This is a genomic window from Pigmentiphaga sp. CHJ604 (genome assembly GCF_036972535.1).
Taxonomy (GTDB): domain Bacteria; phylum Pseudomonadota; class Gammaproteobacteria; order Burkholderiales; family Burkholderiaceae_B; genus Pigmentiphaga; species Pigmentiphaga daeguensis.
Genome location: NZ_CP136998.1, coordinates 4,514,007 through 4,526,657, shown reverse-complemented (window position 1 = coordinate 4,526,657; position 12,651 = coordinate 4,514,007). Strand labels below are relative to the sequence as shown.

Annotated in this window: 16 protein-coding genes; all 16 read right to left on the bottom strand. The window is 66.6% G+C overall.

Going from position 1 to position 12,651, the window contains the following annotated elements; translation table 11 throughout:
- Positions 1 to 91: 91 nt before the first annotated feature.
- The gene (locus R4823_RS21765; protein WP_087837850.1) at positions 92 to 484 is read right to left on the bottom strand and encodes a hypothetical protein; all 393 of its coding nucleotides are present in this window, start codon (positions 482 to 484) and stop codon (positions 92 to 94) included.
- A gap of 24 nt (positions 485 to 508) precedes the next feature.
- Positions 509 to 760 carry a hypothetical protein gene (locus R4823_RS21760; RefSeq protein WP_026353305.1) on the bottom strand — a complete coding sequence of 84 codons (252 nt, stop codon included), beginning with the start codon at positions 758 to 760 and terminating at the stop codon, positions 509 to 511.
- Positions 761 to 1,567: 807 nt separating this feature from the next.
- Complete coding sequence (locus R4823_RS21755) at positions 1,568 to 3,586, bottom strand: DNA topoisomerase III (protein WP_087837849.1); 2,019 nt, start codon at positions 3,584 to 3,586, stop codon at positions 1,568 to 1,570.
- Positions 3,587 to 3,866: 280 nt separating this feature from the next.
- Positions 3,867 to 4,250 carry a single-stranded DNA-binding protein gene (locus tag R4823_RS21750; RefSeq protein WP_013721963.1) on the bottom strand — a complete coding sequence of 128 codons (384 nt, stop codon included), beginning with the start codon at positions 4,248 to 4,250 and terminating at the stop codon, positions 3,867 to 3,869.
- Positions 4,247 to 4,786 carry a DUF3158 family protein gene (locus R4823_RS21745; protein WP_087837848.1) on the bottom strand — a complete coding sequence of 180 codons (540 nt, stop codon included), beginning with the start codon at positions 4,784 to 4,786 and terminating at the stop codon, positions 4,247 to 4,249. The genes R4823_RS21750 and R4823_RS21745 overlap by 4 nt, the downstream gene beginning before the upstream one ends.
- Entirely contained in the window at positions 4,783 to 5,559 is a 777-nt protein-coding gene (locus tag R4823_RS21740) for a TIGR03761 family integrating conjugative element protein (RefSeq protein WP_087837847.1), read from the bottom strand. Before R4823_RS21740 ends, R4823_RS21745 begins: the two co-directional genes overlap by 4 nt.
- 123 nt (positions 5,560 to 5,682) lie before the next feature.
- The gene (locus tag R4823_RS21735; protein WP_087837846.1) at positions 5,683 to 5,874 is read right to left on the bottom strand and encodes a hypothetical protein; all 192 of its coding nucleotides are present in this window, start codon (positions 5,872 to 5,874) and stop codon (positions 5,683 to 5,685) included.
- 28 nt (positions 5,875 to 5,902) lie between these two features.
- Positions 5,903 to 6,190, bottom strand: coding sequence for a type II toxin-antitoxin system RelE/ParE family toxin (locus R4823_RS21730; protein ID WP_020651212.1), 288 nt, complete (start codon positions 6,188 to 6,190; stop codon positions 5,903 to 5,905).
- The gene (locus R4823_RS21725; protein ID WP_009618210.1) at positions 6,177 to 6,476 is read right to left on the bottom strand and encodes a type II toxin-antitoxin system RelB/DinJ family antitoxin; all 300 of its coding nucleotides are present in this window, start codon (positions 6,474 to 6,476) and stop codon (positions 6,177 to 6,179) included. The genes R4823_RS21730 and R4823_RS21725 overlap by 14 nt, the downstream gene beginning before the upstream one ends.
- A 127-nt stretch (positions 6,477 to 6,603) precedes the next feature.
- Positions 6,604 to 7,797, bottom strand: coding sequence for an STY4528 family pathogenicity island replication protein (locus R4823_RS21720; RefSeq protein ID WP_087837845.1), 1,194 nt, complete (start codon positions 7,795 to 7,797; stop codon positions 6,604 to 6,606).
- Between the two features lie 2 nt (positions 7,798 to 7,799).
- The gene (locus R4823_RS21715; RefSeq protein WP_087837844.1) at positions 7,800 to 8,360 is read right to left on the bottom strand and encodes a DUF2857 domain-containing protein; all 561 of its coding nucleotides are present in this window, start codon (positions 8,358 to 8,360) and stop codon (positions 7,800 to 7,802) included.
- A gap of 17 nt (positions 8,361 to 8,377) precedes the next feature.
- Positions 8,378 to 10,036 carry a ParB family protein gene (locus R4823_RS21710; RefSeq protein WP_087837843.1) on the bottom strand — a complete coding sequence of 553 codons (1,659 nt, stop codon included), beginning with the start codon at positions 10,034 to 10,036 and terminating at the stop codon, positions 8,378 to 8,380.
- Positions 10,029 to 10,277: a hypothetical protein gene (locus tag R4823_RS21705; protein WP_087837842.1), complete on the bottom strand. Its 249-nt coding sequence runs from the start codon at positions 10,275 to 10,277 to the stop codon at positions 10,029 to 10,031. Before R4823_RS21705 ends, R4823_RS21710 begins: the two co-directional genes overlap by 8 nt.
- A complete protein-coding gene (locus R4823_RS21700) occupies positions 10,261 to 11,127 on the bottom strand; it encodes a ParA family protein (RefSeq protein ID WP_087837841.1) in 867 nt (288 codons plus the stop codon). The genes R4823_RS21705 and R4823_RS21700 overlap by 17 nt, the downstream gene beginning before the upstream one ends.
- 41 nt (positions 11,128 to 11,168) lie before the next feature.
- Positions 11,169 to 11,387 carry an AlpA family transcriptional regulator gene (locus R4823_RS21695; protein WP_009461157.1) on the bottom strand — a complete coding sequence of 73 codons (219 nt, stop codon included), beginning with the start codon at positions 11,385 to 11,387 and terminating at the stop codon, positions 11,169 to 11,171.
- Between the two features lie 110 nt (positions 11,388 to 11,497).
- Positions 11,498 to 12,256, bottom strand: a complete 759-nt coding sequence (locus R4823_RS21690; RefSeq protein WP_087837840.1) for a hypothetical protein — start codon at positions 12,254 to 12,256, stop codon at positions 11,498 to 11,500.
- Positions 12,257 to 12,651: the final 395 nt, after the last annotated feature.

Below are 12,651 nucleotides of genomic sequence, written 5' to 3'. Positions count from 1 at the left end.
TCCTGCGAAAAGAAGGAGGGACATGGCCCCGAACGGGGACGCATGTCCCTCGTGGGGTGGGATGAAAAGACGGTGGGTTGCCAGGCGCGGCTCACCAGCCGTTGTAGTGCAGCGTGAGGTCAGCGATGACCTGGCGCCGTTCCAGATCGAGGCCGCCGAAGTCGGACAGCCCCTCGAAGCCGCAACGCTTGAGCATCGCGCCGCCCTCGCGGGCGTTGTAGAAGCTCACCATCGCGGAGAGGAACATGCGTTGACCGCTGCTCAGCACGCCCAGGGCGTCGTTGAGCATCAGCATGTTGGGCCGCAGGTCCCACTTGGTGGTGGCACGCTGCAGACCTTCGCGTGTGCCGTCGCCGAACCATTCGGCACCGGCGATGTTGACGCCGCGTTTCCACGCCTCGAAGAAGGCTTGGGGCGCGGCGGCGAAGTGCTGGTTTTCCAGCTTGATCTGATCAAGTACCTCTTGAGGCAGAGCACGGTTCATGACGGGGGCTCCTGATGATGGGATTCACGGGTGGAGGCGCTGCTGCCAGCGGCCCGTTTGCAGGGCGTGCTCGGCAGCGTGGTGCGAGCGGAAGAAGCTGACCGACTCGCGCGAGACGGGACCATCCGCATCGGCGGTGCCGATGTAGTGGCCGGCTGCGCTGCAGAGCACCTGCAGGGGCAGGCGCTTGCCAACGTAGGCCAGGGCCTGGTAGCCGATGGATTCGGCGCGGGCCTGTTCAGCACTCAAAGGTGCCGATGCGAACGCGAGGGACATATGGTTTCTCCTGGTGGTTGAAGACCGGGAGCACCACGCCCTGTCGGGAGCGGAGACCTCCCGAAAGGTTGAACATCGAAAACACCCGCGTCGTGGCGACGCGCGTCCGCGGTGGTCGGTGCGAGGCGGACTGGATCGGTCAACGCGGCGAGGCGCGTTGCAGCCTTGAAGACCGGAGCTGCCAGGGCATGGTGCTGACGACCGTCAGCGACACATGCGGGAAGGATGGAAGCGCGGCGGCGCACCGTCGCCGATCAAACGGAACCGCCCGCCGTCCGGTTTGGCCCGAGCACTGCCGGCAGCAGCAGTGCACGATCTGTCCGCCCACGACAAAGGCGCCGAAGCCCCGTAGGGCTTCGGCTGGAGAAGAATCAATCCACCTGTGGGCTGCAAGCAGGCCAGGCCGTCGTCAAAGCCATTCGCTGCGTCAGCAATCTCACCCGGCCCGTTTCGTGGCTGGGGCCGGCATCCTCTGGCGTGCATCCACACACAAAGGGAACCCGTTGTTCCGCCGGCGGGCACCGGCACCGAATACCGTCGACCGCAAGCGGTCTCCTGGCACCTCGCAGCCTTGCGGGCCAAGGCGTCAGGAGACCGCTCGCGGATGGACGGAAGCACGTCAATCAGCGGAATCGCGGCGAGCGCGATTCGACGAAGCAATGACCTTCTCGCCCTGCAAGCCGTGATTGGTCTGTGCAGGACGCGCACACCGTTGCAGAAGGGAACGCGCGCTGGGGAGTCCCGCGGGGCGCGGGAGGTTTGCCCCGCCGTCCGCAAGAGCCGGCGTGGCAGAGGGAGACGTGGGCGTCAGTTCGCCTTGGGGCGCCGACGCCGCGGGCTGGGTGCGCCGTGCTTGCCTGCCGCGGCATCTTCGACCGGCTGCGTACCCTTGCAGTCCGGGTAGCGGCTGCACGACCAGAACGCGCCGCTCTTGCCGCTACGCTGGCGCATCGGGGCGCCGCACTGCGGGCAGTCCGGCGCGGGCGGCAGCTTGAGGTCTAGCGTGGCGCCGCGGTACTGCTGCACGAGTTGGGCGACCCAGCTCGATTGCTTGGCGATGAAGGTGTCCAGCGTCATCTGGCCGGCCTCGATCATGTCCAGTGCCTGCTCCCACGCCGCTGTGGTCCCCGGGTCGGCGATGGCCGCCGGCACGGCGTCGATCAACGTGAAGGCCGCATCCGACGCGCGGATGGCACGGCCTTTCTTCAAGAGATAGCCGCGGGCCAGCAGCCCGCTGATGATGTTGGCGCGCGTCGCCTCGGTGCCGATGCCCGTGGTGTCCTTCAGCTTCTGCTTCAGGCGCGGGTCGGTCACGAGCTTGGCGACGCCCTTCATGGCCTTGACCAGCTCGCCCTGCGTGTAGGGCTTGGGCGGCAGCGTCTTCAATGCCTTCAGCTCGACCTGACCGACTTGACAGGCATCGCCAGCCTTCAACGCTGGCAATACTTGGCCGCACCGTGCATCCTCTCCGTCCGTGTCGTCAAGGGCCGGCGCCGCCAGCACCTGGCGCCATCCGGCCGTCGCGATCTGCTTGCCCACCGCCACCAGCGACTGCCCGCCGCACGTGAGCTGCGCCACCGTCCGGTCAAACTCGTGATGCGGCAGGAACTGCGCGAGGTAGTGGGCGCGGATCAGCCGGTAGACGGCCAACTCCTTGTCGCTCATCGCCGAGAGATTGGCCGGCTCCAGCGTGGGGATGATGCCGTGATGCGCCGTGACCTTGCCGTCGTTCCACGCTCGCGAACGCTGCTGGCGGTCCAGGCGGTCGATCAACGGCCGCAGGCTGGGATCGGTCTTGACCAGGCTGTCGAGCACGGCCGGCACCCCGGCCAGCATGCTCTCGGGCAGGTAGCCCGAATCCGAGCGCGGATACGTCGTCGCCTTGTGCGTCTCGTACAGCGCCTGTGCAATGTCCAGCGTCTCCTGCACGTCGAGGCCCAACTGCTTGGAACACACTTCCTGCAAGGTGCCCAGGTCGAACGGCAGCGGCGGGCCTTCGCGCACGCGCTCGGTCTCCACCGACAGCACCTGGGCGGTGCCGGCCGCGCGCAGGCGTTCGGCGGACTGCTGCGCCACCGGCTGCTGCAGGCAACGGCCGGCTTCGTCGGTGCTACCCTGCGGCGGTGTCCAGCTTGCGACAAAGGTCTGGCCAGCATGCGACAGTGCGACCTCGATGGCCCAGAACGGCACCGAGACGAAGCGCGCGATCTCGCGATCACGGTCCACGACCAGCTTGAGCGTCGGCGTCTGCACGCGCCCGACCGATAGCACGCCGTTGTAGCCGGCCTGGCGGCCCAGCAGCGTGAACAGGCGGCTCAGGTTCATCCCGATCAGCCAGTCGGCGCGCGATCGGGCGAGTGCGGAGAAATACAGCGGCAGCGTCTCGGCGGACGGCTTGAGCGCGCCCAGCGCCTTGCGGATCGACGCATCGTTGAGCGCCGACAGCCACAGGCGCTGAATCGGCCCGCGGTAGCCGCATAGGTCGATGATCTCGCGGGCGATCATCTCGCCCTCGCGGTCGGCGTCGGTCGCAATCACCAACTCGCTCGCCTTGGCGACGAACTGCTGCACGACCTTGAATTGCGCTGCGGTCGCCGCCTTGGGCTCGACACGCCAACGCTCAGGAAGAATGGGCAGTTGCTCGATGGCCCAGCGCTTGTAGTGCTCGCCGTAACCTTCGGGCGGAACCGCCTCCACCAGATGACCGATGCACCAGGTCACGACGACACCGGCGCCGCTGTAGCAGCCGTTGCCGCGTTGACCGGCACCCAGCACACGGGCGATGTCCTTGCCCTGGGACGGCTTCTCGCACAGGAACACGCGCATGAAGCCTCCTTGGAAATGTGCGGGTCATCGGATGGGCGTCAGCTTGGCGGGACCGGGAGATGCCGGCAGCAAGGAAGCCGATTGATGCAGACACCGCTTTGTGATCGGCAGGCGGTCCGTTGGCGCAGCCGCAGGTGCTGGCACAGCAAGAGCGTCGTTTCGGGAGGGCGGCTGGAACTCCGTGGACGACCTTGGAGCTATCCCCTGGGGATAGCTGCTGGTGCATCGCGGGCGTATGACGGTTGCTACAACCGCCCTCGGGGGAACGGCGATGGGCGAACTACTGTCCGCCGGCCGGCTTGGCGCTGAGCGCCACCGACTCGATGCGGTACGGCAGGATGCCCACGCGCCGGGCCTCAACCTTGAAGGTCACCCGTTCGTTCTCGTCGGCGTCCTCCCATTCGTCGCGCACGGTGCGGCCCTCGACCAGCACCCGCATACCCTTCTGATACAGCGTCTTCCAATGATCGGCGTCGCGGTGCCACAGCTCCACCGGCGCCCAGAAGCCGCCGCGATCTTCGTACTCGCCGTCCTTCTTCGGGATCGGGTTGTCGAAATAGACGTTCAGGCGAAGCAGCCGGCGCGGCTCGTCGTTGCCGTTCGGGAATTCGCGGTAGTCCGGCGCAGAACCGATGTTGCCCTCGCCGACGAAGTGCGTGCTCATGGTGACTCCTTGGTGGTGGGTGGAACGGACGCGATACGCCCGTGGACGCGCCGCAGGTAAACCGCTTCGGCCTGCGCGGCCTTGTTGGCGCATTCCAGGGCTTGGCGAGCGATGCTGTGGGTCAGGCTGATCTGCATGTTCAGTACGATGCGCTGCAGTTCGATCGCGTACAGCTCGTCGATCAGCGAGCCCGGCGTTGCGGGGTTGGCCAGCAGGGCCTCCCACAACGCCACGCCCATGGAGGAACGGTCGAGGTTGCGCCAACGCAGGAAGGTCGTCCCTGCGCCAGTGGCCTGCTGGGCCAGTTGCACGTCGAGCAGGCTGAAGGGGTAGGCGCGTGCCTGGGGCAGCACACGCCGCTGCGCCAGGCCAATCAGGTCGTCGCGCAGCGCTGCGCACTGGCTGGCCCAGGTCTCCAGACGCCCCTTACCCTTAAAAGGCTGTAAAAGGCCTTTTAGGTAGGCCGCATGTTCCAGCCGCCGGAAGTCCGTCTGTTCCAGCGGAACGAAGCGCGCGGAAGGGGGCAATGCCGTCATGCCGCGGCATCCTCGTCTGGTGCCCCATCGGCTGCGCCATCTTTCGGTGCCAGCTTCACCGCATCGGCGGCAGGCGCCGCAGCCGGCGCACCGGGCCGGTTCGCCCGCCGTGCGATGGGTGGCGCAAAGCGCGAGCGCCGCGTGCCTTCCAGCACGTCCTGCGGCAGCTCGCCGAACTTCTCCAACGCAGCTCGCGCCGCCGCGTTCTTCGCCGCGAAGTCGTCGCGCGTCGTACCCGAGTAGCGGTACTGCTGGGCCAGCGAGAACAGGCTGCGCAGCGCGTGCGCACCATCATTGAGCCAGCGCTCCAAGGTGCTGCGGTCGATCAGCGCCGTGTGGTGCGCCAGGATGAGTTTGCGCGCCAGGTCGTCGTAGTCGGCCAGCAGGTACACCGCCATGAAGCCGAGTTGGGCATTCACGAACAGCGGCAGCTTCACCGGCTGCACGTTCATGTTATCGCCCAACGACAGCGCCGGGGGTACATCAGCCAGCGCCTGGTCCACCTGCTCGCGCAGCGCCTGCAGCGTGCTCTTGGTCTGCTCCAGCTTGTCTTCGATACGCAGCATCCAGAAATCGGAGTACGGATCGTCCTGCTCGGCGCCGCGCTTCATCTTGTTCATGGCGCTGATGAAGCCGTTGAGACCGATGATGCCGGCGCGTCCCTCGGTCGGCGCACGGCCGTGCCAGATGCGCGAAGCGTGATGAGTGTGCAGCGTCAGCGACATCGCGCTACGCAGCGACCCGAGATTCAATTGCAGGGGTTCATTGGCCATGGGTGACGACTCGCATTAACGGAACGAGTCGCCAGCATCGGCACCGACCGGAAGGCCGTCAGTCAACAAACCGCAATCGGCGTGCGCCTGGTTTGTCCGTGCCGGGAAGGCTGGCTGTCCCAGCTATCCCCTGGGGATAGCCTCGCGGCGGGTAGCGACGGCAAGCGCCGTCTGCTGTCCCAACTGTGCAATGAAACCTTCGAGTTGGCCGTCGGCGACACCGGCATGGCGGCCGGCGGCGATGTCGGCCCAGCCCATGCAAGCTGCTTCCTGCAGCGCCTTGAGTTTGGCTGCTTCAGGCTCCTTGGCATTCATGGTGAATCTCCAGTGAGGAAAACCGCCTTCACTCCCGTGCCGGCGGCCACTGCTGCGCGGCGTGCAACACGCGCAGGATGGACACCGCGCGGGTGTCCTCCATGTAGACCACGACGTAGTTCGCACGCACGACCATCTCCCGCGTGCCGGCCACGCGGCCAGGCCGGTAGAGCTTCGGGCGCTCCGGCAGCTTCGCGGCCTTGGCCTCGATGTCGTCCTTCAACCGCTGCGCGGCATCGGGGTTGTCGTCCGAGATGTAGTCAACAATCGCCAGCAGGTCGGCGCGGGCAGCTTGCCGCCACTCAAGTACGCGCACGCCGCTTCCTGTCGATCAGGGCCTGCGCCTCGTCCATGACCTGCTGGTGCGGCACCGGCGGCCGTGTGTCGGCCAGCGCCTCCTGAACCTTCGCCCGGAACCAGGCATCGTAGGCCTCCGGGTCGGCCGTGAGGCCAGCCGGCAGCGCGCCTTCCTTGACCACACGGGTCAGCAGGATGCGCACGGCGTCCGAAACGGTGAGGCCGACCCCGGCGAGCTTCTCGGCGGCATCGGCCTTGAGCTTATCGTCCACACGGATGTGCAGCATCGAAGTCTGTGCGGCCATCGTTACTTCTCCTGTTATGCATTAGCCCCTATTTTGTATCTCAATTGAGACCTTGGCAAGGGTGTAGCCGGATTGACCCGCCAGAAGGCTCCCTGTCCCAGCTATCCCCTGGGGATAGCTCGGCCGGTCACGGGTCGCGCAGGGCCGCCCGCAGCCGCGCCAGGTGGGCGCGCGCCACTTCGGGGGATACCGGCGGTGCCGATGGCGCCGGTGCCGGCGCGGGTGGACGGGAAGCAGGCGGCACCGTGGCGCTGTCGCCCGCCCAGGCCTTGAACTCCCCACGGATCGCCTTCTGGATGATGCCGAACAGGTAGCCAGCCGGGTTGCGCACCGAGCTGTTGCAGCAGCGCGCCTCCCATTCGTCCAGCACCGCCTGCCGCTGGGCTTCGTCCACCTGCCGCAAGGCCACCAGCGCGCCGGACTGCTGCTCGTGCTTCAAACGCTGGAAGCGGTCTGGCAGCCGCAGGTTCTGCAAGGCCCTCGCGCGCGGTACTGTACGTACTTCATTTATACGATCATTACGTACTGTACGGTCCTCCTTCGGAATCCGAAGAGAGCTATCCGGCGCGGGTTTCGGCCCTGCTTCGGATTCCGAAGACGGGCGCGCAGCATTCCGAAGAAGGGCTTCCTGGCCTTCTTCGGATTCGTGGTCCGCACCCTCCTGTGGATAACCTGGCGTCGTCCAGCCATGCTGCGCCATGCGCTGCGCCAGCACCTGCAATCGGGTCGGCAGCGTGCGGCCGCTGAGCAGTGGGTCTTCGGCAATCTCCTTGAGTGTGTTCATGCCCACGATCTGTACCGCCTTGGCGGCATGGGTCAGCGCCTGGCTGACCAGTCCGAGGTAGTCGGCATCGAGTTGCATCGCCTCGAAGGGCGACAGCGGTTCGTCGTGCAGCACGTAGAGGTTGCCTTGGATGCGGCCGGTCTTCGGGTCGCGCCGTCGTCGCACCAGGCTCAGCCAGCGCGTCAGCCGCAGCAGCGTCAGGGCGCGCGCCACAGTCTCGTGCGAGGCTTGTGCCACGCAGGGCATCGAGGCCAAGTAAGGGCGCAATTGGTCGTAGGTGGGAAAGGCGGTCACGCCGTCGTCGTTGATCTGCAGGCGGAACACCTGCCAGGCGTTGCGCTCCAGCGGTGTCAGGCGCCGGTCGAAAAGCAGCCTGCGCGGCACGCTCTCATGGCGGTTGCCGCTATAGAGGAATCCGTCGGCGGCCGGCGCGGTGCCCTGTGCCGGTTCCTGCGGCCCAAGGTGCCGCAGCGCCTCGTCGAACACCGCCGACAGCGCAACGGGGCCTTCGCGCCGTGGTGCGCCGCCCGTGGTCATGGCTACACCAGCCCCTGGTCGACCCAGTTCCGTATCGCCGACCAGATCACCGACATCGGCAGGCTCATGGCCTCGGCCAAGTCCATGGTCAGCGCCAGCATCGCCATGTCGTCGTTCAGTGCGATGTGTCGCTCCGTGATGCCGGCCTTCCAGCGTTCCCACAAAGCTACGTCCTGCGCCTCGTCGAGCACCGGATGCCGGCCCTTGCGCTTGGGCAGCCCGAGGATGTCGCGGCGCAGCGCCACTTCCTGATGCGTGAGGCCGTAGAACTTGCTGACCATCTCCGTGCTCGCCCCCAGGCGCAGCATGCGGTCCACCGTAGCGATCTCCCGCTCCACGTCGTGCACCTGGCTCAGCAGCCGCTTCAACACTTCCCGGTTCACCGACACCGAACACCACGACACCGTGGCATTCACCAGCATGCTCACGAGTTCGGGGTGCTTCAGCGCGTCCAGTTCCTCCTCGCCGAAGCCCATGGCCTTGCAGCGGCGCAACTGGCCGTTGCGCAGGTCATGCAGGGCCTGGGCGATCACGGCCTGGTTGAGTGGGTGCGGTGCCGACATGCGGGAGCCTCCTGCGCTCAGGAATCCTGGCTCGCTACGCCGGCTTCCAGATCCAGCAGCCGGCGCGCCAGGCGCAGCAGGCGGAACAGCTTCACCAGCGCAGCATCGCTCAGGCGTGTGGCCGAGCCGCCGTGGCCATGCAGCAGCGCCGCCAACTCGTCGGCCAGCAGTGCACGGTCCAAGCCGTTCGCGGTGGGTGGCGCCGAACTCAGCGCATCCAGCAGGGTCAGCACCGCCCTTGCGAATGCTGGCAGCGCCTTCGCGTGGCCCACGGCCGGCGCCGCGCAGACGAAGCCGATGCCACCGATGCTGGCCTCGATGTGGTCGGCGACGGCCGCTTCCTCGGCGATCTCGCGCGCGAACTGCGCAATGTGCACGCGCAGGCGATCCGGCACGTCCAGCCCCGGCTCGATGTACCAGACGTCCGAGATGGGAAAGAGCCCCCCGGCCTGCACGGGGATCGCACGCAGCGCGTCGGTCTCGAAGTCGGGCAAATTGTCTCCGAGCTGATCCGCGACCATCCGTTGGATGGATTGCAGGCGCTCGGTGGTCGGCGCCGGTGTCACGATGTGCCCTTGCAGGCGATCGTCGCGTGGTCCGTGCTGGTCCTCCAGCGCTTCGGACGATGCAGGCGGTGTCGCTGCTGGCGCTGAAGGCGCGACTGGCGTGGTGTCGCGCGGTACGGACGACCCGGGTGGCTGCTGAGGCTCGGAGACCGGTGCGGAAGTAGCAGCAGGCACGACAGGCGCTGCCGGAGGCGTCAGCGCCGCCGGATCGCTGGTCAGCGCACGCTGGCGGCTTTCGCTGTCGTCGATCTCCAGCGCTAGCGTGTCGTAGTCCGCCTCCAGCAGTTCGGCCATCTGGCCCGCCAGTTCGTCCTGCACCCGCTGCGGCGAGAAGTCATCCGGCTGCGTGTCGAACCCCGTCAGCACATCCTGAAACAGCGTGGCGAAGTCCACGGCCACCGTGCGGCCCAGCGCACGCCGCTCCCAGGTGCGCTCGCACGCCTTGCGCAGTACCGCGATCCGTTCCACCTGATGTCGTCCCAGGCCGCCGTAGAGCAGGTTCGGTATCGCCGGCAGCAGGTAGCGCACCGCATCGTTCATGCGGCTGATGTGTGACTGCGGCACCGGATAGCCGTCGGCCGTCAGCCGCCGCGCGAGTTCGCTCTGTGACAGCGCCTGGCCGCTTTCCTGCTCGTAGAACTCGCGCGCCTTCTCGATGGCCAACGCCCGCTCGATGAAGGTCAGCCCGCCACGCAGCTCGTTCTCGGCCAGATGCCCGGTCAGCGCCACGATTTCGCCGCGCGCCGGCCACGGGCGGAACAGGCACGCGATCCGGAAGAAGCGGTCTTCCCTGGTTTCGCTCCACAGTTCGCGCAGGATCGCCAGCCGCGTATTGCCACCGTTCCTGATGATGTAGTGCGCCTCGCCCGGCCGGCGCGTGATTGCGGGCGGTGCATCCAGCCCGCGCTCGCGGATCGAGGTCTTGATTTCCTCGTAGGCCGGGTTGCGCGTCACGCGTGGGTCATGTTCATAGGGGCGCAACTCGTCCAGCGTCACCACCATCGGTGTGTCGGCAATGGGGTCGGTCAAGACTGCGGCCGAAGGACCGCTGCGTTCGAAGCCCTTGGCCAGCAGCTTGACGGCCATGTCCTGCGGCGTCGGCTCAGCCATCGCTGCTCTCCCGAGATGCCGCCGGTGCCTGTCGATCGGCGCGGCGAAGCTGCGCGCGTGCGTTGCGGCTGGCACGGTGATCGCTCGCAGTCGAACTGGTGTAGATCGCGGCGCAGCCGGGCTTGGTGAACATCAGGTGCCCGCCGCGCGTGCGTTTCACGTGCCAGCCTTCGCCCAGCGCGAACTCGATCAGCGCGCGCAGCCGCGCATGGCCGCGGGCCAGTTCATGCGCGTTCGGCATGACTGGTTCCCCCTGCGCGGCCTCTGCCGGTAACGCACGCGAAGCGCTCCCGCCATGCCGGGAACAACTCGCCAGCCAGCGCACGCATCGTCTCCAACGCCGCAGGCGCAGTACGGCCCACTGGTTGCCGGTACTCGACGCGATGCACCGGCAGTCCTCGTGTTGCGGCACGTGGGTAGGCTTCGATGGCCGGGATGTCGGTGTTCAGGACCTGTATGCCAGCGTGCGCCTGGAACACTTGTCGCAGGGCCTGCTGGATCAGTCGGGCGTTCGACGAAACCGGATGCACGCGGTTGATGAGCAAGCGCAGCGGCGGTGGCTCGATGCCGAGGTGCCGATACGGAGCGATGTCCTCGATCAGTTGCAGCGTGCCGCGCCTCAGCTCACGCGCCGCCAGGATTTCCGGTGTCACCGGCGACAGCGCCAGGCTGGAGGCCAGTACCGCCATCTCCAGCAGCACACTGCGCGCTCCCTGGGTATCGATCAGCAGCAGGTCGTAGTGCGACGCCAGCGAGGGAAGCAGGTGACGCAGGCGCAGGCGCCCGTCGGGTGCATGCAGCAGCAGTGTGTTCAGTTCGCCGCGGTGGTCGTTCGACACCACCAGGTCGAGACCTGCCACAGCGGTCTGCGAAGCCAATTGCTCGATACGCTGCTCGTTGAAGGCCAGCATCTCGTAGATACCGGCAGGCGCATGCGTGCCGAGCGTGAAGTAGCTCGACAAGGTGGGCTGTACGTCCAGGTCCAGCAGCAGCACGCGCAGCCCTGCATCGGCGATGAAGCCGCCCAGGTTCGCCGCGGTGGTCGTCTTGCCGACGCCACCCTTGGTCGAAATGATGGATACCACCTGCATGGCGCGACTCCTCGTGGAAGGGATTCCGACGGAGCGCGGGCTCACGCCCGTTCCCTGAGTCGATCGGTGATCCACTGATCGATCTCCACCGAATCCCAGCCGATGGCGCGTACCCCGAGGCGCAGGGGCTTGGGAAACTTGCCCTCCTTGATCAGGTTGTAAATGTGGGCGCGCTTGAAGCCGGTCTTGGCCTCGACTTCCGCGCGGCGCAGGATGCGGTGTTCGTTCGGCGTCGCGGTGGCGATGGTCTGGGCAGTCACGAGGGGCACTCCTTGGCGCTGTGTAGCGGCGGTGATGGACGTGCCCCGTATTCGATAGCGCGGTTCCCGCGCAGTCACCGCAAGTGCAGGCTCGGCGTCTGCACTTGCAGTCAGCGGTCCTGGGTGGCGAGATGACGCCTGGCTGCCGAAAACTTCGCCCACAGCGTTCGCTCGCTGATCCCGGACTTGTCGCCGTAATGGGCAACCAGCGCACTGATGACCGATTCCAGCGTCTCGAAGGACGAATAGGGAACGCCATTGGGCGACTTGCCCAGCAGCAGGGTCAGAAGACCGCCAACGATGTTCAGGTAGGTGGACTCACTGCGGGCGCCCGGCACCCCGGAACGCTTCTCGCGCTCCGTGCGCGCCTGGTGCTCCTGGCTGAGCGCCTGGAACTGGGCATAGAGCGCATCCCAGGCTTGCACCCTGTCGGCAAGCTGGAGCTTCAACGCCTCGCGATCCATGACCAGTGCCTGCACCGCATCGACACTGACGGCCGGGTGCAGGTGACGCTCGAAGGCATCGAACAGGAAGGCCGGTCGCTGGTCGGGATAGAAACGGATCATCCATGCCTTCAGATCGACGTGGCGGATCGTGAGGCCAGGGTCATCGAGCAAGGCGGGATCGTTGCTCGTGAGGCCATCCTTGCCGTAGGGAAGGTCGAGATGCACCAGTGCGTCGTAGATCCGTTCCGCGTTCAGGCGAAGCTGTGGCCAGCGCGCCAGTTCGGGGTGCTCGGGCAAGCGGTTCATCCCCTTGGCGACATCGAGGATGCGGCGTTCGAAACGCGACAGCCCCGCCCACTGGATGGCTGCCTCGATCGGACGGTAGAAGACCTTGGCTTGGGGGCCGGATGAAGGCTTTCGCATGGCTGCTCCCTGGTAACAGGATTCAGGACATCTGTTTCCTCTCGTTGATTGGAATCGCTGCCGGGACGCGCCTTCACGGCGCGAGACGGTGGCGGCTTGGCTTGTGGGAAAGGCCAGGATGACGGATGTTCACCAGAGCAGCCGCCTGTCGATATGGCGCTTGTCCACCAGCACCGAGCCTCTGCGTGGCGGTATGCTTCAAGCGGTTGACTGCACATGGCAGGATGGCTCGATAACGAGGTTTTGCTACAGACGCCATCGCGGCGAAAGACGGATTCGGTCTTCTCGCGTTCGAGCCAGGGCGATACCGGCGTGCAAGACAGCGACGGTCTATCAGCAGACGCAGTGCAGGCGGAAACAGGTGTGGCGATGCCGCCTCGACGGGGTGCGGCGAG

Excerpts from the sequence above, each read along its gene's own strand:
- R4823_RS21740 (WP_087837847.1), bottom strand. The coding sequence starts at position 5,559 with ATGGCCAATGAACCCCTGCAATTGAATCTCGGGTCGCTGCGTAGCGCG.
- R4823_RS21745 (WP_087837848.1), bottom strand. The coding sequence starts at position 4,786 with ATGACGGCATTGCCCCCTTCCGCGCGCTTCGTTCCGCTGGAACAGACG.
- R4823_RS21720 (WP_087837845.1), bottom strand. The coding sequence starts at position 7,797 with ATGACCACGGGCGGCGCACCACGGCGCGAAGGCCCCGTTGCGCTGTCG.
- R4823_RS21765 (WP_087837850.1), bottom strand. The coding sequence starts at position 484 with ATGAACCGTGCTCTGCCTCAAGAGGTACTTGATCAGATCAAGCTGGAA.
- R4823_RS21725 (WP_009618210.1), bottom strand. The coding sequence starts at position 6,476 with ATGGCCGCACAGACTTCGATGCTGCACATCCGTGTGGACGATAAGCTC.
- R4823_RS21710 (WP_087837843.1), bottom strand. The coding sequence starts at position 10,036 with ATGGCTGAGCCGACGCCGCAGGACATGGCCGTCAAGCTGCTGGCCAAG.
- R4823_RS21760 (WP_026353305.1), bottom strand. The coding sequence starts at position 760 with ATGTCCCTCGCGTTCGCATCGGCACCTTTGAGTGCTGAACAGGCCCGC.
- R4823_RS21735 (WP_087837846.1), bottom strand. The coding sequence starts at position 5,874 with ATGAATGCCAAGGAGCCTGAAGCAGCCAAACTCAAGGCGCTGCAGGAA.
- R4823_RS21755 (WP_087837849.1), bottom strand. The coding sequence starts at position 3,586 with ATGCGCGTGTTCCTGTGCGAGAAGCCGTCCCAGGGCAAGGACATCGCC.
- R4823_RS21705 (WP_087837842.1), bottom strand. The coding sequence starts at position 10,277 with ATGCCGAACGCGCATGAACTGGCCCGCGGCCATGCGCGGCTGCGCGCG.
- R4823_RS21715 (WP_087837844.1), bottom strand. The coding sequence starts at position 8,360 with ATGTCGGCACCGCACCCACTCAACCAGGCCGTGATCGCCCAGGCCCTG.
- R4823_RS21700 (WP_087837841.1), bottom strand. The coding sequence starts at position 11,127 with ATGCAGGTGGTATCCATCATTTCGACCAAGGGTGGCGTCGGCAAGACG.
- R4823_RS21690 (WP_087837840.1), bottom strand. The coding sequence starts at position 12,256 with ATGCGAAAGCCTTCATCCGGCCCCCAAGCCAAGGTCTTCTACCGTCCG.
- R4823_RS21750 (WP_013721963.1), bottom strand. The coding sequence starts at position 4,250 with ATGAGCACGCACTTCGTCGGCGAGGGCAACATCGGTTCTGCGCCGGAC.